Annotated in this window: 17 protein-coding genes; 13 read left to right on the plus strand and 4 right to left on the minus strand. The window is 72.0% G+C overall.

All coding sequences use genetic code 11. The features are described from left to right. Positions 1-78 precede the first annotated feature (78 nt). Positions 79-738 (plus strand): trimeric intracellular cation channel family protein, encoded by a 660-nt coding sequence (locus AB0P06_RS24480; RefSeq protein WP_363610747.1) that lies wholly within the window; start codon positions 79-81, stop codon positions 736-738. On the opposite strand, the gene AB0P06_RS24485 is transcribed toward AB0P06_RS24480, so the two are convergent. Continuing rightward, positions 674-1,429: an IclR family transcriptional regulator gene (locus AB0P06_RS24485; RefSeq protein ID WP_363610749.1), complete on the minus strand. Its 756-nt coding sequence runs from the start codon at positions 1,427-1,429 to the stop codon at positions 674-676. The two genes, AB0P06_RS24480 and AB0P06_RS24485, sit on opposite strands and share 65 nt — an antisense overlap. Before the next feature lie 167 nt (positions 1,430-1,596). On the opposite strand from AB0P06_RS24485, the gene AB0P06_RS24490 reads away from it, so the two are divergent. Further along, positions 1,597-2,781: a cysteine desulfurase family protein gene (locus tag AB0P06_RS24490; protein ID WP_363610751.1), complete on the plus strand. Its 1,185-nt coding sequence runs from the start codon at positions 1,597-1,599 to the stop codon at positions 2,779-2,781. Between the two features lie 47 nt (positions 2,782-2,828). After that, positions 2,829-3,965: a tRNA 2-thiouridine(34) synthase MnmA gene (mnmA, locus tag AB0P06_RS24495; protein WP_363610753.1), complete on the plus strand. Its 1,137-nt coding sequence runs from the start codon at positions 2,829-2,831 to the stop codon at positions 3,963-3,965. Between the two features lie 46 nt (positions 3,966-4,011). On the opposite strand, the gene AB0P06_RS24500 is transcribed toward mnmA, so the two are convergent. The 3 genes from AB0P06_RS24500 to AB0P06_RS24510 all read right to left on the minus strand — a co-directional run bounded on the left by AB0P06_RS24500 (position 4,012) and on the right by AB0P06_RS24510 (position 6,798). Further along, positions 4,012-5,199, minus strand: coding sequence for a methyltransferase domain-containing protein (locus tag AB0P06_RS24500; RefSeq protein ID WP_363610755.1), 1,188 nt, complete (start codon positions 5,197-5,199; stop codon positions 4,012-4,014). Positions 5,200-5,430: 231 nt separating this feature from the next. Next, entirely contained in the window at positions 5,431-5,880 is a 450-nt protein-coding gene (locus AB0P06_RS24505; RefSeq protein WP_363610757.1) for an ATP-binding protein, read from the minus strand. A gap of 138 nt (positions 5,881-6,018) precedes the next feature. Continuing rightward, entirely contained in the window at positions 6,019-6,798 is a 780-nt protein-coding gene (locus AB0P06_RS24510) for a GntR family transcriptional regulator (RefSeq protein WP_363610759.1), read from the minus strand. Positions 6,799-6,815: 17 nt separating this feature from the next. Here AB0P06_RS24510 and AB0P06_RS24515 point away from each other — a divergent pair, with 17 nt between their 5' ends. The 10 genes from AB0P06_RS24515 (at position 6,816) to AB0P06_RS24560 (ending at position 19,004) form a co-directional block, all read left to right on the plus strand. Further along, positions 6,816-7,295: an NUDIX domain-containing protein gene (locus tag AB0P06_RS24515; protein WP_363610806.1), complete on the plus strand. Its 480-nt coding sequence runs from the start codon at positions 6,816-6,818 to the stop codon at positions 7,293-7,295. Positions 7,296-7,363: 68 nt separating this feature from the next. Next, the gene (locus AB0P06_RS24520) at positions 7,364-7,894 is read left to right on the plus strand and encodes a TIGR00730 family Rossman fold protein (protein ID WP_363610761.1); all 531 of its coding nucleotides are present in this window, start codon (positions 7,364-7,366) and stop codon (positions 7,892-7,894) included. Positions 7,895-7,907: 13 nt separating this feature from the next. After that, positions 7,908-8,597 (plus strand): SDR family oxidoreductase, encoded by a 690-nt coding sequence (locus AB0P06_RS24525; RefSeq protein WP_363610763.1) that lies wholly within the window; start codon positions 7,908-7,910, stop codon positions 8,595-8,597. Between the two features lie 214 nt (positions 8,598-8,811). Continuing rightward, positions 8,812-11,085, plus strand: coding sequence for a right-handed parallel beta-helix repeat-containing protein (locus tag AB0P06_RS24530; RefSeq protein WP_363610765.1), 2,274 nt, complete (start codon positions 8,812-8,814; stop codon positions 11,083-11,085). Positions 11,086-11,188: 103 nt separating this feature from the next. Further along, positions 11,189-12,217, plus strand: a complete 1,029-nt coding sequence (locus tag AB0P06_RS24535) for a methionine synthase (RefSeq protein WP_363610767.1) — start codon at positions 11,189-11,191, stop codon at positions 12,215-12,217. A gap of 19 nt (positions 12,218-12,236) precedes the next feature. Beyond that, positions 12,237-14,663 (plus strand): NAD-dependent DNA ligase LigA, encoded by a 2,427-nt coding sequence (gene ligA / locus AB0P06_RS24540; RefSeq protein ID WP_363610769.1) that lies wholly within the window; start codon positions 12,237-12,239, stop codon positions 14,661-14,663. A gap of 312 nt (positions 14,664-14,975) precedes the next feature. Continuing rightward, a complete protein-coding gene (locus AB0P06_RS24545; protein ID WP_363610771.1) occupies positions 14,976-16,715 on the plus strand; it encodes a bifunctional diguanylate cyclase/phosphodiesterase in 1,740 nt (579 codons plus the stop codon). A gap of 186 nt (positions 16,716-16,901) precedes the next feature. Beyond that, positions 16,902-17,198 carry an Asp-tRNA(Asn)/Glu-tRNA(Gln) amidotransferase subunit GatC gene (gatC, locus tag AB0P06_RS24550; RefSeq protein WP_030302932.1) on the plus strand — a complete coding sequence of 99 codons (297 nt, stop codon included), beginning with the start codon at positions 16,902-16,904 and terminating at the stop codon, positions 17,196-17,198. A 79-nt stretch (positions 17,199-17,277) separates the two neighbouring features. Beyond that, positions 17,278-18,768 (plus strand): Asp-tRNA(Asn)/Glu-tRNA(Gln) amidotransferase subunit GatA, encoded by a 1,491-nt coding sequence (gatA, locus tag AB0P06_RS24555; protein ID WP_363610773.1) that lies wholly within the window; start codon positions 17,278-17,280, stop codon positions 18,766-18,768. Further along, positions 18,765-19,004 (plus strand): hypothetical protein, encoded by a 240-nt coding sequence (locus tag AB0P06_RS24560; protein WP_363610775.1) that lies wholly within the window; start codon positions 18,765-18,767, stop codon positions 19,002-19,004. Before gatA ends, AB0P06_RS24560 begins: the two co-directional genes overlap by 4 nt. The last annotated feature ends 4 nt before the right edge of the window (positions 19,005-19,008 follow it).

A 19,008-nucleotide genomic window follows, 5' to 3' on the forward strand; every position in this document is an offset into this window, starting at 1 on the left:
GCGCTTCGTGGCCCGACTGTGACCATTGCCCGTGACCATTGCCCGGGCCCGCCCGGCGCATCGGGTACACATGGGACGGTGAGTTCGCAGATCTTCCCCTCCGACGTGCAGCAGACGCTGGACCTCGTCGGCATCTTCGTCTTCGCCCTCTCCGGGGGGCTGCTCGCCGTGCGCAAGAACATGGACATCTTCGGGATCTGTGTGCTGGCGGAGGTCACCGCGCTGGGCGGCGGTGTGATGCGCGACCTGGTGATCGGGGCCACACCGGTGGCCGCGTTCTCCAACCTCGGCTACTTCTCGACGCCGCTGGTGGCCGGCCTGGTGGTCTTCTTCCTGCACCCGGAGGTCGAACGGATCAACCGGGCGGTGCAGACCCTGGACGCGCTCGGCCTCGGGCTGTTCTGCGTCACCGGCACCGCCAAGGCGCACGACTACGGGCTCGGTGCGGTGGCCGCGGTGGCGCTCGGCATGGTGACGGCGGCCGGCGGCGGCGTGATGCGGGACGTGCTGGCGGGCGAGATCCCCTCGCTGCTCCGCTGGGACCGGGAGATCTACGCCGTCCCGGCCCTGGTCGGCGCGGCGCTGGTGGCGGCGCTGATCGGCCTCGACCGCCTGACCGCGGTGACCGGCACGACGGCCGCGCTGACCGCGTTCGTGCTGCGGATGTGCGCCCTCAGGTTCGGCTGGCGCGCCCCCCGGGCCTGGCACCGCAACGGTTCTCGCACCAGCGAGGAGTAGGCGAGCCGCCGTACGCGAGCGAGATCGCCTCGGCGGTGCAGAGCAGCTCCGGCAGCAGCCGGGCCAGCTCGGCGGCCGGCACCCGGTCCGCCGGGGCGCTGACCGCACAGGCCGCGACCGCCTGCCCGCCGCTGCCGGCCACCGGGGCGGCCACGCAGGTCACCGCCTCCCGGTGCTCGGCCGACTCCGCGGCCCAGCCCTGGCGGCGCACGGCGGCCAGCTCGGCGGGCAGGCCGTCCTCCCGGGCGCCGTCCTCCGGCAGGCCGGCCAGCAGCACCCGGCCGATCGCCGTCCCGGCCGCCGGGGCGCGCCGGCCGATCCGGGACGGCCGGGCCGCGGCGCCGTCCCAGCGGCCGGCCAGCTCGTCCAGGTACAGCACCTCGCCGTCCTGCAGCACGGCCAGCTGGACCGTGAAGCCGCAACGCTCGTTGAGGGCCGCGAGATGCGGCGCGGCGACCTGCCGGACGTCGATCTCCTCCAGCGCCCGGTGCGCGAGCGAGAGCAGCCGGCCGCCGAGCCGGTAGCGCAGATCGGACTGGCGGTGGACGAAGCCGTGCTCCTCCAGCGTGCGCAGCAGCCGCAGCGCGGTGGACTTGTGCACCCCGATGCCGGTCGCGGCCTGTTCGAGGGTGACCGGGCCGTCGCCGAGGGAGCCGAGGATGGTGAGCGCGCGGTCGACCGACTGCGACATTCCGCCCCCAGTCCCGTCCGGCCGATTGCAGTGGCCGTCAGGCTAACCGCTTCCCCGAGCGACAGGCCAACCACCCCACGGGCTTTGGGTCCCGTTCGGCCAACGGTGCGGCACAGTCGGGGCAATGGCCTGACCGCCCCTCGGCGGCCCTCTACAATCGGATGGTTATGCCATACCTGGACCACGCGGCGACCACGCCGATGCTGCCCGAGGCGATCGCCGCGATGACGGCGCACCTGGGGGTCGTCGGCAACGCCTCAGCCCTGCACGCGTCCGGCCGCCGGGCCCGCCGGGTGGTCGAGGAGGCCCGCGAGTCGCTCGCCGACTCGCTGGGCGCCCGCCCCAGCGAGATCGTGCTGACCGGCGGCGGCACCGAGTCCGACAACCTCGCGGTCAAGGGGCTGTACTGGGCCCGGCGCGGCGCCGACCCGGCCCGGACCAGGGTGCTCTGCAGCCCGGTCGAGCACCACGCCGTACTGGACGCGGTGCACTGGCTCTCCGAGCACGAGGGCGCCGAGGTCGAGTACCTGCCGGTCGACGCCGTCGGCCGGGTGCGCCCGGAGGCGCTGCGCTCGGCGATCGAGCGGGACCCTTCCTCGGTCGCGCTGGTCACCGTGATGTGGGCCAACAACGAGGTCGGCACCGTCCAGCCGATCGCCGAACTCGCCGCCGTGGCAGCCGAGTACGGCATCCCGACGCACGCCGACGCGGTGCAGGCGCTCGGCCAGGTCCCGGTCTCCTTCGCGGAGTCGGGGCTCACCGCGCTCACCGTCACCAGCCACAAGATCGGCGGCCCGTTCGGCATCGGCGCGCTGCTGCTGTCCCGCGGGGCGGCGCCCGTCCCGCTGCTGCACGGCGGCGGCCAGGAGCGCGACGTCCGCTCCGGCACCCTGGACGCGCCCGCCGCCGCCGGCTTCGCGGCCGCCGCGGCGATCGCGGTCGAACGCCGGGCGGAGCACCAGGAGGCGCTCGGCGCGCTGCGGGACGAACTGGTCGCCGCCGTGCTGGCCGCCGTCCCGGACGCGGTGCTCAACGGTGACCCGACGGCCGGGGGCCGGCTGCCCGCCAACGCGCACTTCTCCTTCCCCGGCTGCGAGGGCGACGCACTGCTGATGCTGCTCGACGCCCAGGGCATCGAGTGCTCCACCGGCTCGGCCTGCTCGGCCGGGGTGCCGCAGCCCAGCCACGTGCTGCTGGCGCTGGGTGTCGACCCGGTGCTGGCCCGCTCCTCGCTGCGGTTCTCGCTCGGCCACACCTCCGTCCGGGAGGACGTCACCGCGCTGGCCGCCGCCATCGCGCCCGCCGTCCAGCGCGCCCGCAACGCCGGTCTCGCGGCCGCCGCCCGGCGGTAGGAAACCCGGCCGCGCGTTCGCGGTGAGCACGTACCCTTGTTGGCATCATGACTGATTTCCCGGGTGCTCCGACCGTTCCGTCCACTGGCCGCCTGCGCGTGCTCGCGGCGATGTCCGGCGGGGTCGACTCCGCCGTCGCCGCGGCCCGCGCCGCCGAAGCGGGGCACGAGGTGACGGGCGTGCACCTGGCCCTCTCGTCCAACCCGCAGTCGTTCCGCACCGGTGCCCGCGGCTGCTGCACCATCGAGGACTCCCGGGACGCCCGCCGGGCCGCCGACGTGATCGGCATCCCGTTCTACGTCTGGGACCTCGCCGAGCGCTTCCGCGAGGACGTGATCGACGACTTCGTCGCCGAGTACGCGGCCGGCCGCACGCCCAACCCCTGCCTGCGCTGCAACGAGAAGATCAAGTTCGCCGCGCTGCTGGACAAGGCGATCGCGCTCGGCTTCGACGCGGTCTGCACCGGCCACTACGCCCGGATCGTCGACCTCCCGGACGGCCGCCGCGAGCTGCACCGCGCGGTCGACGCCGCCAAGGACCAGTCGTACGTGCTCGGTGTGCTCGACGCCGACCAGCTCGCCCACTCGCTCTTCCCGCTCGGCGACACCACCAAGGACGTCATCCGGGCCGAGGCCGAGCGCCGGGGCCTGGCCGTCGCCAAGAAGCCGGACAGCCACGACATCTGCTTCATCGCCGACGGCGACACCCAGGGCTTCCTGGCCAGGCACCTCGGCACCGCCACCGGCGACATCCTCGACGCGGACGGCACCAAGCTCGGCGAGCACGACGGCGCCTACGGCTTCACCATCGGCCAGCGCAAGGGCCTGCGGATCGGCCGCCCGGCCGCCGATGGCAAGCCGCGCTACGTCCTGGACATCTCCCCGGTGAACAACACCGTCACGGTCGGCCCGCTGGAGGGCCTGGACGTGACGGCGCTGACCGCGATCCGCCCGCGCTGGTGCGGCACCGAGGCGGCGGCCGAGGGCCGGTACACCGCCCAGCTGCGCGCCCACGGCGAGGAAGTGCCGGTCACCGCCGCCGTGGTGGACGGCGAGCTGCGGGTCCGGCTGGACAGCGCGGTGCGAGGCATCGCCCCCGGCCAGGCCGTGGTGCTGTACGACGGCACCCGGGTGGTCGGCTCCGCCACCATCGCCACCACCGAACGCCCGGCCGTCCGCGCGTAAGGCAATGCTTCGGGCGGGCCGGCGGGCTCCGCCCGGCCCGCCCGCTCTATGGCAGCGTCCGGATCAGCCCGGTCGGTTGGTCAAGCCAGACCCATTGCTCGGCTCCGATGATCGTCAGCCCGAAGCGCTCGGGCTGCGGCCGACCTTGCTGTTCCCACCATCGGTAGGCTGCCTCGATTTCGTCCCAGAGCCGGCGCGGGCCGTGCTGCCAGACGGTGAATCGGTTGCTCTGCCCGCCGTCGTGGTCCACCGCCGCCCACGATCGGGTATCCGTGGTCGCCACCCACAGACGGGTGGCGACCCCGTCGATGTCGGGTTCGTGGTCCCACGCGGTCCAGACATCGCCGAGCTTGAGGCCGAGGGCGAAGCGGGCCTCCCAGTGGTCTCCGGTCACCTGTGATGGAGCCAGGGTGGTGTGGGACTCGTCAGGCTGATGGTCATCGTGGACGACGTCGCGGAAGATCCGCAGATCCTGGCGCTGGTTCCGCATTAGCATGAACGCCGAGTGCGGGCTGAAGCGCCCGTGCGTTCGGTCACGTCCGACGGTGAGCTTGAGCAGTCCCCAGCAGAGCATGGGGTTGTCCCACGGGGTGAGGATGATGCTGCCTGGCTCGGTCTGCTCGATCCATGCCTGCGGCACCCTCCGGACCGAGCAGGTCGAGATGATCCGGTCGTACGGTTGTCGCACACTCCAGCCTTGTGCGCCGTCCCCGCAGACCAGCTCCACATTCAGGCCCGCCGCGTTCAGCGAGGCCCAGGCCTGCATGGCGACCTCTGGGTCCACCTCGACCGAGGCCACGTATCCGGCACCGAGGCGGTGGACCAGGAGTGCCGCGTTCCAGCCGGTGCCGGTGCCGATCTCCAGGACGTTCATCCCAGGCCGCAACTCGAGGTCGCGCAGCATCCTGACCACGATCGAGGGCGCCGAGGCCGAGGAGGACGGCCAGAGGTCGGCCGGGTCGTCAGGCTCCCTGCCGTCGTTGATCTGGGTGACAACAGGAACGTTGGAGTAGGCCGACCCGAACCAGCGGTTCGGGTCGGCCTGGAGGTCGCACGGTCTGTAGGTTCCTGTACCGGTCTCCAGCCAGATTCTCTCCGGCAGGAACCGGTGACGTGGAACCGCCTTGATCGCGGCCTTCCACTCGGAGGGGACAGGGCCGCCGAGTTCTTCTCCGATGGCCCGGAGCAGGCCGCGTACGGCGGCCTGCTCCGGTTGGTGCGCGGGGTTCGTCACTTCTTGCCGTCGTCCTTCTTGTGCTTCGGCTCGGGCGTCGGCCGCGCCCCGTCGGCGGACGGCTTGGCCGCACCCGGGTCCTTCTTGCCCGCGTGCTGCCCCTCGCCGCCGCCGACACGGCGTAGACGGTCCCGAAGTCGAGAGGCCCGCGTTCGCCGGGCTCGGGGGCCTGGCTGTGGTTGTCCGAGGCGGCTGCGAGGTCGCCGGAGTGCTGTGCCGCAGGTGATCCACTCACTGCGTGATGTCGGCGTGGACGACTTTTCCGAACGGTTCGACGGTGACTCCCCACCGGCCGGCCGTCAGCTGGTGGACGAGGCTGAGGCCACGGTGGCCTTCGTCGTCGTCGGAAGCGCGGATCAGCACCGGTAGGGATCGCGAGCCGTCGCGGACCGAGATCCGCACGGTTGCGTCTGCGACTCGCTGGATGGTGACCGTTATGTGGAGACCGCAGCCCGTCTTCGCCGCGTTGGTGACCAGTTCGCTGGCGACCAACTCGGCCGAGTCGATGAGGTGGGACAGCCCCAACTCCGTCAGCTTGCGCCGGACCAGCTTTCGGGCCTGGCTCGCGGACTCGGGCCGGTAGGGCAGCAGCACTTCATCTGTCGTCAGAACCGGCGTCAATCCGGTGTCGAGAGGCGCGCGAGCCTCCAGCGGCGCGCACGACGTGGGAAATGTGGCCATGACGGCTATCTCCTCTAGATGGTGCACCATCCTGTACTTATGTGCAGGAGTGACGAGTAGAAGAGTGCCCTACTCCTGTACATGAGTCAACCCGCCACAAGAAGAATCCTGTGGCGGGCTGGAGGAGTTGATCGTGCGTCAGTCGCGGGCCGCGAAGCGATAGTCCAGAACAAACTGGTCAGCGGCCATAATGGTGTCGCACACCTCTACCACGCGGCCGTCCGTGGTGATCGCGTTCCGAACGAGATGGATTACCGGCGAACCGGGGCTCAGCGCCAGTGCCGCGGTCTCGGGCTTGGTCGCCAGCCGGGCCCGTACGGACTCGGTGAACTCGGCGAGAACATGGCCGTGTTCTTCGAGGCGGGCGTAGATGCCGCCGCCGCCGGGGTTCTCGGCGAAGACTTCCGGGATGTCCTTGACCACGTCCCACGGCAGGTACGACATGGCTTCTTCGGTCGGCACACCGTCACGGAAGTACCGGCGCTTGCGTGCCAGCACTTGGGTCCCCGCAGGGAGGCTCAGCCGCTCGGCGATCTCCAAGGGTGCCTCTGCGGGGCCGACGAACAGCACCGTCACGGACGGGACGCCGCCGGTCGCCTCCGCCTCGGCGAGGTAGGCGGCCTTGCCGGCATTGCGGTGGGCGCGGCGGAACCGGTCCGAGGACTGGCGCTGAACCGGCGGACGCGAGCGGACGAAGGAGCCGCGACCGTGATGCGTCTCGATCAGCTGGGCCGTCCGGAGTTCGGCGACGGCCTTGCGGACCGTGCCGGACGCGACTCCGTACCGTTGCATGAGCCCGGCTTCACTGGGCACGGCCGCCCCGGGCGCGAGGCCCCCTGACTTGATCTGCGCGGCGAGGTCGTCCGCGATCTGCAGGTACTTCGCCTTGGCCGACGAGGCCACGTCATCACTCGCCATAGTCCTTCAGGGCTCCTATTCTCCTGCACATGAGTAACAGCGCCGGGAAGTCCCAGTCAACGCAGCTCCACTCGGTGTCCGTTGCCGGGGCGGTGGTGCGAAGGGATGGCCGGGTGCTGGCGATTCGCCGGGCCGACAACGGGACCTGGGAGCCTCCGGGCGGCGTTCTGGAGCTGACGGAGGCCATCGAGGACGGCGTGCGGCGCGAGATCTACGAGGAGACCGGGATCAAGGTCGGTGTGGAGCGGCTGACCGGCGTCTACAAGAATATGAACCGGGGGATCGTCGCCCTGGTCTTTCGTTGCCGCCCCGAGGGCGGGAGCGAACAGCTCTCGGACGAGTCGATCGAGGTCGACTGGCTCACGCCGGCCGAAGTGTCCGGTCGCATGGCCGAGGTGTACGCGGTGCGGATGCTGGACGCGCTCCGGGAAGACGCCGCACCGAGCGTCCGCACACACGACGGTCGTCACTTGATCGGTGAACACACTGTCCGATGAGCGAGCCGCCAGGCCGTCCGGATAAGCGGCTGAGCCGAGCACCAGGCTCGTGATAGACCGGACGCACTATGAATATCTGTGTTTTCTGCTCCGCGTACTCCCTGGACGACCGTTACACCGACCCCGCCGCCGAGTTCGCCCGGCTGCTCGGGGAGGGGGGCCACACGCTGGTCTGGGGCGGCTCCCACACCGGCCTGATGGGGCTGCTCGCCGACGGGGTGAAGGCCGCCGGGGGCCGGCTGGTCGGGGTCTCGGTCGACCTGCTGGCCGACAAGGTCTACCAGGGCGCCGACGAGCTGGTGATGACCCGCGACCTCGCCGAGCGCAAGGCCCAGCTGCTGACGCGCGCGGACGCGGTCGTCGTCCTGGTCGGCGGCCTCGGCACGCTGGACGAGGTCACCGAGGTGCTGGAGCTCAAGAAGCACGCGCTGCACGACAAGCCGGTCGTCGTCCTGGACACCGAGGGCTTCTACGCGGGCCTGCGCACCCAGCTGGAGCGGATGGACGCCGAGGGCTTCCTGCCCCGGCCGCTCGGCGACCTGATCGGCTTCGCCGGGACCCCGGCCGAGGTCTTCGAGCAGCTCAAGACCGGCGCCTGAGAGGATCGGGGACATGGCTACCCATCTGATCACCGGCGCGGGCTCCGGCATCGGCGCCGTCGTCGCCGAGCGCCTCGCCGAACGCGGGGACGACCTCTGGCTGCTGACCCGCGACGCCCGCCGGGCCGCCGAACTGCGGGAGCGCTTCCCCGGCGCCCGGACGCTGGTCGGCGACCTCGGTGACCCGGCCAAGCTCTCCTGGGCCCTCGGCCACCAGGAGCTGCCGGTCCGGCTGGACTCCCTGCTGCACATCGCCGGCGTCGTCGAGCTGGGCCAGGTCGGCGACCTGCCGGTCAAGGCCTGGCAGGACACCCTCGCCGTCAACCTGGTCGCCCCCGCCGAGCTGACCCGTCTGCTGCTGCCCTCGGTCCGGCTGGCCAAGGGCCATGTGGTCTTCGTCAACTCCGGTGCGGGGCTGCGGGCCAGTGCCGAGTGGGGGGCGTACGCGGCCAGCAAGCACGGGCTGCGGGCGCTCGCCGACTCGCTGCGGCTGGAGGAGCACGAGCACGGCGTCCGGGTCACCTCGGTCTTCCCCGGCCGGGTCGCCACCGCGATGCAGGTCAAGGTGCACCAGCAGGAGGGCAAGGAGTACGACGGCGACCGCTGGATCGCCCCCGAGTCCGTGGTCAAGGCCCTGCTCACCGCCATCGACCTGCCGCGCGACGCCGAGATCACCGAGATCACCGTCCGCCCGGGCCGCTAGGGCCGCTAGGGCCGGGCACCATGCCCGGGAGCAGGGAGTCGGCCGGTCCGACTTCCTGTTCCCGCCCCCCATTTATCGGTGGCGTCGCGGAACCCCCTGTGGAATCATCCGTTCGCCCTCCGGCGGATCAGGCGTCCTGAGGGCTGTCCCGCCGGATCGTCCGGCTTTTCGCCCAGGGGGGCCTCCAATTTCCAGAACTCGCACAGCACTGGCTGTGGGCGCGGTGCTGATCGGCTCGATAGGCCTGCCGGCCGTCGGAACGGTCGGCGCGTCCGCTGCGGCCGGCACGCTCTACGTCAACAACGCCGCCGGTGCCAACTGCACCGACGGCGGCAGCGGCACCCAGGCCGCCCCGTTCTGCCACGTGGCCGCGGCGGCCGCGGTCGTCCAGCCCGGGCAGACGGTCGAGATCGCCGCCGGCGCCTACAACGACACCGCGGTGATCGTGACCCGTTCCGGTACGGCCGATGCCCCGATCACCTTCCGCGGCCCGGCCCATCAGTACTCGCCCGGTGGCCCCGCCAACCTCACCGGTGGAGCCCCGAACCACCCGGACAGCGCCCTCGTGGTCCGGGGAGCCGATCACCTCAGGTTCGAGAACCTGAGCCTCGGCGCCTACCAACGGCCGGCCGTGGTGGTCGACGGCGGACACGACGTCTCCTTCACCAACGTCTCGGCCTGGGGCGGCGGCGTCCGGATCACCAACGGCTCCGACCGGGTCGTCTACGGTCGCGGTGACTTCGACTACCTGCCGGGCCCGGTGTTCCAGGTCGACGGCGGGTCCACCGGGACGGTCCTGACCACCAACGTGGTCCGGGCCAACAACGTCAACGACATGACCGGCATCCTGGTCAAGGACGCCCCGAGCACCACCGTGGTGAGCAACACCGTCTACTCGTCCTGCTTCGCCGGCATCGTGCTGGACGGCTCCTCGGGCGGTGCGGTCGTCGAGAACAACGTGGTGAACACGGCGGACTACCGGACCAAGGCGTGCGGAACGCCCGGCAGGGCCACGGGGATCACCGTCGCCCAGAGCGCCACGGCCGGTACCAAGGTCGACTACAACGTCGTCGACCCGATCAGTGGCGCCGCCGCCTACAACTGGGCCGGTGTCGCCTACACCAGCCAGGCCGGCTTCACCGCGGGCAGCGGCGGCCAGGGCGTCCACGACTTCGTCGCCCCGACCTACGTCCCGAAGGGGCCGAACGCGCCGATCGACCACACGATCGACTCGGCCGACGAGACCGCCCCCGGCATACTGGCGACCGACCGAGGTGGCTGGGCGCCCGTCGACGACCCGACGGTGCCCAACACCGGGACGGGCAAGGGCTACCGCGACCGCGGCGCGTACGAGCACCTGGACATCGGCTCCGCGTTCACGCCGGCCGGTCCGACGCGTCTGCTGGACACTCGCGAGGCGGTCGGTGTGCCGCAGAAGCAGGCCGTCCCGGCCGGTGGCACGGTGGACCTCCAGGTCGCGGGCATGGCCGGCATCCCGGCCGAGGGTCTCACCGCCGTGACCATGAACGTGACCGTGACGGAGACCCAGCAGGCCGGCTTCCTGACCGTCTACCCGCACGGCGACGAACTGCCGAACGCCTCGAACCTCAACTGGGCGGCGGGGAGCACGATCCCGAACCTGGTGACGGTGCCGGTCAAAGACGGCAAGGTCTCCTTCCGCAACTCCTCCGGCGGCACCGTGCAGGTGATCGCCGACCTGGCCGGCTACCACAGTGCCAAGGGCTCGCTGTTCCACGCGCAGGGCCCGACCCGGCTGCTGGACACTCGCGAGGCGGTCGGTGTGCCGCAGAAGCAGGCCGTCCCGGCCGACGGCACGGTGGACCTCCAGGTCGCGGGCGTCGGTGGCATCCCGGCGAGTGGTGTCACCGCGGTGACGCTGAACGTCACGGTGACGGAGCCCCAGCAGGCCGGCTTCCTGACCGTCTACCCGCACGGCGACACGCTGCCGGACACCTCGAACCTCAACTGGGTGGCCGGCCGCACCATCGCCAACCTGGTGACGGTGCCGGTCAAGGACGGCAAGGTCTCCTTCCACAACGCCTCCGGCGGCACCACGCACGTGGTCGCCGACCTCGCCGGCTACTACAGCGACGAGGGCAAGGTCTCCTACCGGCAGGCCGGACCGGTCCGGGTCCTGGACACCCGTGAGCACACCTACTACGAGATGGGTGACCGTCCGGCCGCACCGGTCCTCGCCGGCGAGACCGTGGACATCCCGTTCGACATCCCGAACGTCGCCGCGGTCACCCTGAACGTCACGGTGACCGAACCCCAGCAGGCCGGCTTCCTCACCGTGTACCCGCACGGTGACACGCTGCCGGACACCTCGAACGTCAACTTCGAGGCCGGCGAGACCATCGCCAACCAGGTCGTGGTCCCGGTAAAGGACGGCAGGATCACGATCCGCAACTCCAGCGGCGCCCCGGCGCACATCGTGGTCGACCTGTTCGGCTACCAGGCGTACTGACACCAGGCGTACTGAGCCTGGCGTTTCTCCTGAGCGGCCCCGGTACCGAGCCCAGCGCTCGGTGCCGGGGCCGTCGGCGCTCCGGATCTCGTACGCTTCCGGGGTGAGCAACGGACACTCCTTCCCCGACCTGCGCGGCGCCGCCACCGGCGTCGGATCGCTGCCCGGTACCGACGCGCGGGAGGCCGCCAGGACCTCCACCGGGGCGCTGGAACAGCTGCCGTTCCTCCCCGAACTGCCGGCCCGCGGCCCCGGCGCCGACATGATCGGACGCGGAGCCGGCCTGCTGGTCGAGCTGTTCGCGCAGACCGAGCCGAGCGGCTGGCGGTTCACCGACCGCCCCGGCCGCGACACCCGGCGCGCCCACTCCTGGCTCGGCGAGGACCTGGACGCGCTGGAGGAGTTCACCCAGGGCTACCAGGGCGCGCTCAAGGTCCAGGCCGTCGGGCCGTGGACGCTGGCCGCCGCGATCGAGCTCAGGCACGGCGAGAAGGCGCTCGCCGACCCCGGCGCCTGCCGCGACATCGCCGGCTCGCTCACCGAGGGCCTGCGCCGCCATCTCGCCGACGTCCGCAAGCGCATCCCGGGGGCGGAGGTCGTGCTCCAGCTCGACGAGCCCTCGCTGCCCGCCGTGCTGGCCGGCGACGTGAAGACCGCCAGCGGCTTCCAGCGGCTGCGCTCGGTCGACCGCCAGGTCGCCGAGGAGGTGCTGCGCGAGGTGATCCGGGGCCTCGACGCCCCCGTGGTGGTGCACTGCTGCGCGCCGCGGGTGCCGATCCCGCTGCTGCGCCGGGCCGGAGTGGCCGGGATCTCGCTGGACTTCACGCTTCTCACCGACCGGGCGGACGACGATCTCGGCGAGGCGGTCGAGGCCGGCACGATGATCCTCGCGGGTCTGGTGCCCGCCGTTGACCTGCCCGTTTCTCAATCAACGGCAGTGTCCGACCCGGCCGGTATGGTCCAGGGTGTCAGGACGTTGTGGCGCAGGCTCGGGTTCGCCCCGGAGCTGCTGGGCCGGCGCGTGCTGGTGACACCCACCTGCGGGCTGGCCGGGGCCTCCCCGGCCGGTGCGCGCAAGGCGCTGTCACTGAGCGTGCGGGCGGCCCAGAGCCTGGTGGACAACCCGGAATGAGAACGTAGGAGGGCTTGCGGTGGTGGCTGTCGAGGGCTGGGAGGAGATCCCGGCGGAGGTCCGCAGACGGCACGCCGAGCTGGCGGCCGAGATCGAGGACCACCGCGCCCGCTACTACGAGCAGGACGCGCCGATCATCAGCGACGCCGACTTCGACGCCCTGATGCGGGCGTTGGAGGCGCTGGAGGCCGAGCACCCGGCGCTGGTCACGCCGGACTCCCCGACCCAGCGGGTCGGCGGCGCGCCCACCGTGCTGTTCGCCCCGGTCGAGCACCGGGAGCGGCTGCTCAGCCTGGACAACGCGATGGACGACGACGAGCTGGCCGCCTGGGCCGAGCGCGTCGCCGCCGAGCTGGCCGGCATCGACTACCACTACCTCTGCGAGCTCAAGGTCGACGGCCTGGCCGTCAACCTCACCTACGAGAACGGCCAGTTGGTGCAAGCGGCGACCCGCGGCGACGGCCGGGTCGGCGAGGACATCACCGCCAACGTCCGCACCATCAAGGAGATCCCGCACCGGCTCAAGGGCGACGACATCCCCGAGCTGGTGGAGATCCGCGGCGAGGTGTACTTCCCGACCGACGCGTTCGAGGCGCTCAACGCCTCCTTCGCGGAGGAGAACGAGCGCCGCCGGCTGGAGAACGAGGAGCGCGCCAAGGAGGGCAAGCGCCCCCGGGCGATGATCCGGCTCTTCATGAACCCGCGGAACGCCGCCGCCGGCTCGCTCCGCCAGAAGGACCCGCTGATCACCGCCGCCCGCCCGCTGCACATGGTGGTGCACGGCATCGGCGCCCGGGTCGGCTTCGACATCGACAACCAGTCGCACGCCTACCAGCTGCTGCACGACTGGGGCCTGCCCACCGCCCGGCACAACAAGGTGGTCGGCACGCTGGCGGAGGTCCGCGCCTTCGTCAAGCACTTCGGCGAGCAGCGGCACTCGGTCGAGCACGAGATCGACGGTGTGGTCGTCAAGGTGGACGAGATCGCCCTGCAGGGCCGGCTCGGCTCCACCTCCAAGTCCCCGCGCTGGGCCATCGCCTGGAAGTACCCGCCGGAGGAGGTCACCGGCAAGCTGGCCGAGATCAAGATCGGCATCGGGCGCACCGGCCGGGCCACCCCGTACGCGGTGCTGGCCGAGCCGGTCAAGGTGGCCGGCTCGATGGTCCAGTACGCGACGCTGCACAACCAGGACGTGGTGAAGGCCAAGGACGTCCTGCTGGGCGACACCGTGGTGCTGCGCAAGGCCGGCGACGTCATCCCGGAGATCCTCGGCCCGGTCTACGACCTGCGGGACGGCGACGAGGTGCCGTTCGTGATGCCCTCGCACTGCCCCGAGTGCGGCGAGGAGCTGCGGCCGATGGCCGAGGGGGACATCGACCTGCGCTGCCCCAACGCCCAGTTCTGCCCGGCCCAGATCCGCGAGCGGATCGCCTTCCTCGGCGGGCGCTCGGCGCTGGACATCGAGGGCCTGGGCTACGTCGCGGCCACCGCGCTGACCCAGCCGCTGGCGCCGGTCGCGGCGCCGGTGGGGAACGAGGGCGACATCTTCGGCCTGACGGTGGAGCAACTGCTGCCGATCAAGGTGCTGGTGCGCGACCAGAAGACCGGCATGCCCAAGCTCGACGACGAGACCGGCGAGGAGAAGGAGGTGTTCTTCTTCGCCACCACCACCGGGGCGCCGAAGAAGAACACCGGGCTGATGCTCGACAACATCGAGAAGGCCAAGGACCGCCCGCTCTGGCGCTTCCTCAACGGCCTCTCGATCCGGCACGTGGGCCCGGTCGCGGCCCAGGACCTGGCCCGGGAGTTCCGCGACCTGGACGCGATCTTCGCGGCGGGCGAGGAGCGGCTGGCCGCGACCGACGGCGTCGGCACGGGCACCGCGCGGTCGATCATCGAGTGGTACCAGGTGGACTGGCACCGGGAGATCGTGGAGAAGTGGCGCGAGGCCGGTGTCCGCTTCACCGAGGAGGCCCCCGAGGAGGAGGCCGAGCGCCCGCTGGAGGGCCTGACCGTCGTCGTCACCGGCACGCTGACCGGCCACACCCGGGACGGCGCCAAGGAGGCACTGACCTCGCGCGGCGCGAAGGTGACCGGGTCGGTCTCGAAGAAGACCCACTTCGTGGTCGCCGGGGACAATCCCGGGTCCAAGTACGACAAGGCGGTCCAGCTCGGGCTGCCGGTCCTCGACGACGCGGGTTTCGCCGTCCTGCTGGAGCAGGGTTCCGCCGCGGCCCGGGTCCACCTGGGCCTGCCGCCGGAGCCCGTGGTCGAGGAGCCGGTGAAGAAGGCGCCCGCGAAGAAGCGCGCCGCGAAGGCCGCGGCGGAGCCTGCGGCGGACGTCACGGCCGGCGGCGCGGCCGACCTCGCTGCCGACCTCGGCGCGGACCTCGGCGCGGAGGCCGCCGGACAGGAGCCCGCGGCGGAGGAGCCCGTCGAGGGCTGACCCGCGCGCGGAAGCCCGGGATTTGTCTTGTTATCGTCCTGATGCACCGTCATCAGGTGCCGCACGGTGAAGGCGGGCATTGTGTCACCGTGCGGCACCGGAGCGCGGTGGCGCTTTTCCGGTTGTCCGAAAGTCTGCCCACCGGGTGGGCCCGGGAATACCCTTGAGCGCAACAGAGTGTCAGCAGGGGTGGGGGCACCGGCTGAGCCGGTTCTCCGCGGGGTCGCTCCATGCCCGGCAGCTGCCGGCGCCGGTACGGTGCTTCACCGTTAAGGCGGCCTGACGGGGCGGTCCCGACGGAGGACAAGGCTTATGGATCGTACGACCGGCGGTGCGCCCACACGCCCGCCGCAGGGGGTGGCAGGTGCGGTCCTGCTGCTCGGCGTACTGCTGGCCGGCGCCGCACCGCTCATCCCGCTGGCCGTCCTGGTCTACCGGTACGAGCCCGAGCTGTTACCGCTGTTCGCGGTGCCCCTGGCCGTCCTGGTCGCGGCCTGGCGGATCGCCCGGGACCGGGCCCGGGACCAGCTCACCGACCCGCTGACCGACCTGCCCAACCGACAGGCCCTGCTGCTGGCAGCCCAGGAGGCCATCGCCGAGCACGACGAGGGCTACAGCGTCGGTCTCATCCTGCTCGACCTCGACCGGTTCCGGTCGCTCAACGACACCCTCGGCCATACCGCCGGCGACCGGCTGCTGGTGCACATCGCCCGCCGGCTGCACCGTGCGCTGCGCTCCGGCGGCCCGCCGGGCAGCGCGACCAGGGGATCGATCGACGACGTCTTCGCCGGGCTGCCCCCGCGCTACCGGCGCGGCCGCCCGCTGGTGGCCCGGATGGGCGGCGACGAGTTCGCCGTCCTGCTGCCCGGCATCGGCTGCCCGAACACCCTGGAACGGGTCGCCAAGGCGCTGATCGCCGAGCTGGCGGCGCCGATCCGGCTGGACGGGCTGCTGCTCGTCCTGGAGGCCAGCGCGGGCGTCTGCGTCTACCCGCAGCACGCCCAGGACGCCGAATCGCTGCTGCGCCGCGCCGATGTGGCGATGGCCCACGCCCAGCGCGGCCACAGCTGCGTCGAGCAGTACGACGAGGCCCAGGACGCCGACACGCCCTACCGGATCGGCCTGCTCGGCGATCTGCGGCGGGCCCTGGAGACCGGCGAGGTGCAGCTGCACTACCAGCCGAAGGTGGCCTTCGACGGCCGGGTGGTCGGACTGGAGGCGCTGCTGCGCTGGGAGCGCCCCGGCCAGGGCAAGGTCTCGCCGGACGAGTTCGTCGGGCTCGCCGAGTCCAGCGGTCTGATGCCCCGGCTGACCGACTACGTGCTGGAGGCGGCCGTCGGCCAGCTCGCCCACTGGCGCGAGCAGGGCCTCCAGGTGCAGGTGGCGGTGAACGTCTCACCGCGCGACGTGCTCAACCCCGGCTTCGCCCAGCGGGTCGCCGGGCACCTGGTCCGCCACCAGGTGCCCGCCCACGCGCTCCAGCTGGAGATCACCGAACGGCTGCTGCTGGACGACTCGCGCCGGGCCGCCGACACCCTGGCCGAACTGCGCGGCTACGGCGTCGGGATGTCCCTGGACGACTTCGGCACCGGCCACTCCTCACTGGTGCGGCTGCGCAGCCTCCCGGTCGGCGAGCTGAAGATCGACCGCTCCTTCGTCTCCCGGATGGTCGCGGACGACCACGACGCGGCCGTGGTCCGCTGCTCGGTGGAGCTGGCCCACTCGCTCGGGCTGACCGTGGTCGCCGAGGGCGTCGAGGACGACGAGACCTGGGAACGGCTGCACCTCATGGGGGTGGACGCCGTCCAGGGCTGGCTGGTCTCGGCGGCGCTGCCGGCCGAGCAGGCCACCGCCTGGCTGCGGGTGCACCGGACCGGCGCGCCGCCGGTGGAGCGGATGTCCGCGGCCACGCAGCTGCCCCCGGGCATGCAGCCGGTCCTGCCGCCCGTGCTGCCGCCCGTCCTGCCGCCGGTGATCCAGGCGGTGCAGGCCGCGCAGATGGAGATCCAGGCCCCAGGCGTCCCCAACTGGGCCCCGACCAGGCCGCAGTAGTCCCGCCCGCGGCCGCTGTGACCGGTCCGCGCGCTCACTCGTTGGCCGGTGGCCGGGTCGGGCCCCATAGGATGGGGGCCAAAGACCAAGAGGACGGGGCCGCCGAGCCGGCTGCCCCCGCCCGGGCCCGGCACCGCCTGACCGCATCGCCGGGCCTCACCAGAACTCACCCCTGAGGATCGCTGCATGCCTGGCATCACGCGCGAGGAGGTCGCCCACCTCGCTCGGCTGTCGCGTCTTGAGTTGCAGGCCGAAGAGCTGGACCACTTCGCCGAGCAGCTCGACGTGATCATCGGCGCGGTCGCCCGCGTTTCCGAGGTCGCCGGACAGGACGTCCCGCCGACCTCCCACCCGCTGCCGCTGACGAACGTCATGCGCGCGGACGAGGTGCGGCCGTCGCTCACCCCGGACCAGGCGCTGGCCGGCGCCCCGGCCGCCGAGGAGCAGCGTTTCCGTGTGCCGCAGATCCTCGGGGAGGACTGAACCACCCATGACTGACCTGATCCATCCCTCCTCGCCCGCCTCCGGCGAGGAGGGTCCCTCTGCCACTGGAGCAGCTGCCATGGGCATCACCAAGTGGACGGCCGCCGACACGGCCGCCGCCATCGCCAAGGGCGAGGTCTCCGCCGTCGAGGTCGCCCAGGCCCACCTGGACCGCATCGAGGCCGTCGACCAGAAGGTCAACGCCTTCCTCCACGTCGACACCGAGGGCGCGCTCGGCGCCGCCCGCGCCGTCGACGAGAAGCGCGCCAGGGGCGAGGAGCTGGGCCCGCTGGCCGGCGTCCCGCTCGCGCTGAAGGACGTCTTCACCACCAAGGGTGTCCCGACCACCTGCGGCTCCAAGATCCTCGAAGGCTGGATCCCGCCGTACGACGCCACCCTGACCTCGCGTCTCAAGGACGCCGGCGTGGTGATTCTCGGCAAGACCAACATGGACGAGTTCGCGATGGGCTCCTCCACCGAGAACTCCGCCTACGGCGTGACCGGCAACCCGTGGGACCTCAGCCGCATCCCCGGCGGCTCCGGCGGCGGCTCGGCCGCCGCGCTGGCCGCCTACGAGGCCCCGCTGGCGATCGGCACCGACACCGGCGGCTCGATCCGCCAGCCCGGCGCCGTCACCGGCACCGTCGGCGTCAAGCCCACCTACGGCTCGGTCTCCCGCTACGGTCTGGTCGCCTTCTCGTCCTCGCTGGACCAGGGCGGCCCGTGCGCCCGGACCGTGCTGGACGCGGCGCTGCTGCACGAGGCCATCGCCGGCCACGACCCGCTGGACTCCACCTCGATCGACGCGCCGGTCCCGGCCGTGGTCGAGGCCGCCAAGCGGCGCGACATCCGCGGCATGCGGATCGGCGTGGTCAAGGAGTTCGCCGGCGAGGGCTACCAGGCCGGCGTGATGCAGCGCTTCAACGAGTCCGTGGAGCTGCTGCGCGAGCTGGGCGCCGAGGTCGTCGAGGTCTCCTGCCCGTCCTTCACCCTCGCGCTGCCCGCGTACTACCTGATCGCGCCCAGCGAGGCCTCGTCCAACCTGGCCCGCTTCGACGCGATGCGCTACGGCCTGCGGGTCGGCGACGACGGCACCCGCTCCGCCGAGGACGTCACCGCCCTCACCCGTGAGGCCGGCTTCGGCCCCGAGGTGAAGCGCCGCATCATCCTCGGCACCTACGCCCTCTCCTCGGGCTACTACGACGCCTACTACGGTTCGGCCCAGAAGGTCCGCACGCTCATCTCGCGCGACTTCGACGCCGCCTTCGCGGGCGTGGACGTGCTGGTCTCCCCGACCACCCCGACCACCGCCTTCCCGATCGGCGAGCGCGCCGACGACCCGATGGCGATGTACCTGGCCGACCTCTGCACGATTCCGTCGAACCTCGCGGGCAACGCGGCCATGTCGCTGCCCTGCGGACTGGCCCCGGAGGACAATCTCCCGGTCGGCCTGCAGATCATCGCACCCGCGATGGCGGACGACCGCCTGTACCGCGTGGGCGGCGCCGTCGAGGCCGCACTCAACGACAAGTGGGGGCACACCCTGCTGGAGGAGGCACCGGCACTGTGAGCAAGATCGAGAAGGCGAAGGGCTTCAAGCACTCGAAGCCGGGTCTGTGGCTGTCCATCGGTACCAGCGCCTTCGGCGCGGTGTCGATCGTCAAGGACGTCAAGAAGGCCCGCGGCGAGCACGACACCCTGAAGCTGATCAACGCCCTGGTCGGCGCCGCGGCCCTGGTCACCGGCACCGCCCTGCTGGTGCGCGAACTGCGCCGCCTGGGCGACGACGACGTGCTGCTGGGCTGAGCGC

This window comes from Kitasatospora sp. NPDC088351, assembly GCF_040685575.1.
Taxonomy (GTDB): Bacteria; Actinomycetota; Actinomycetes; order Streptomycetales; family Streptomycetaceae; genus Kitasatospora.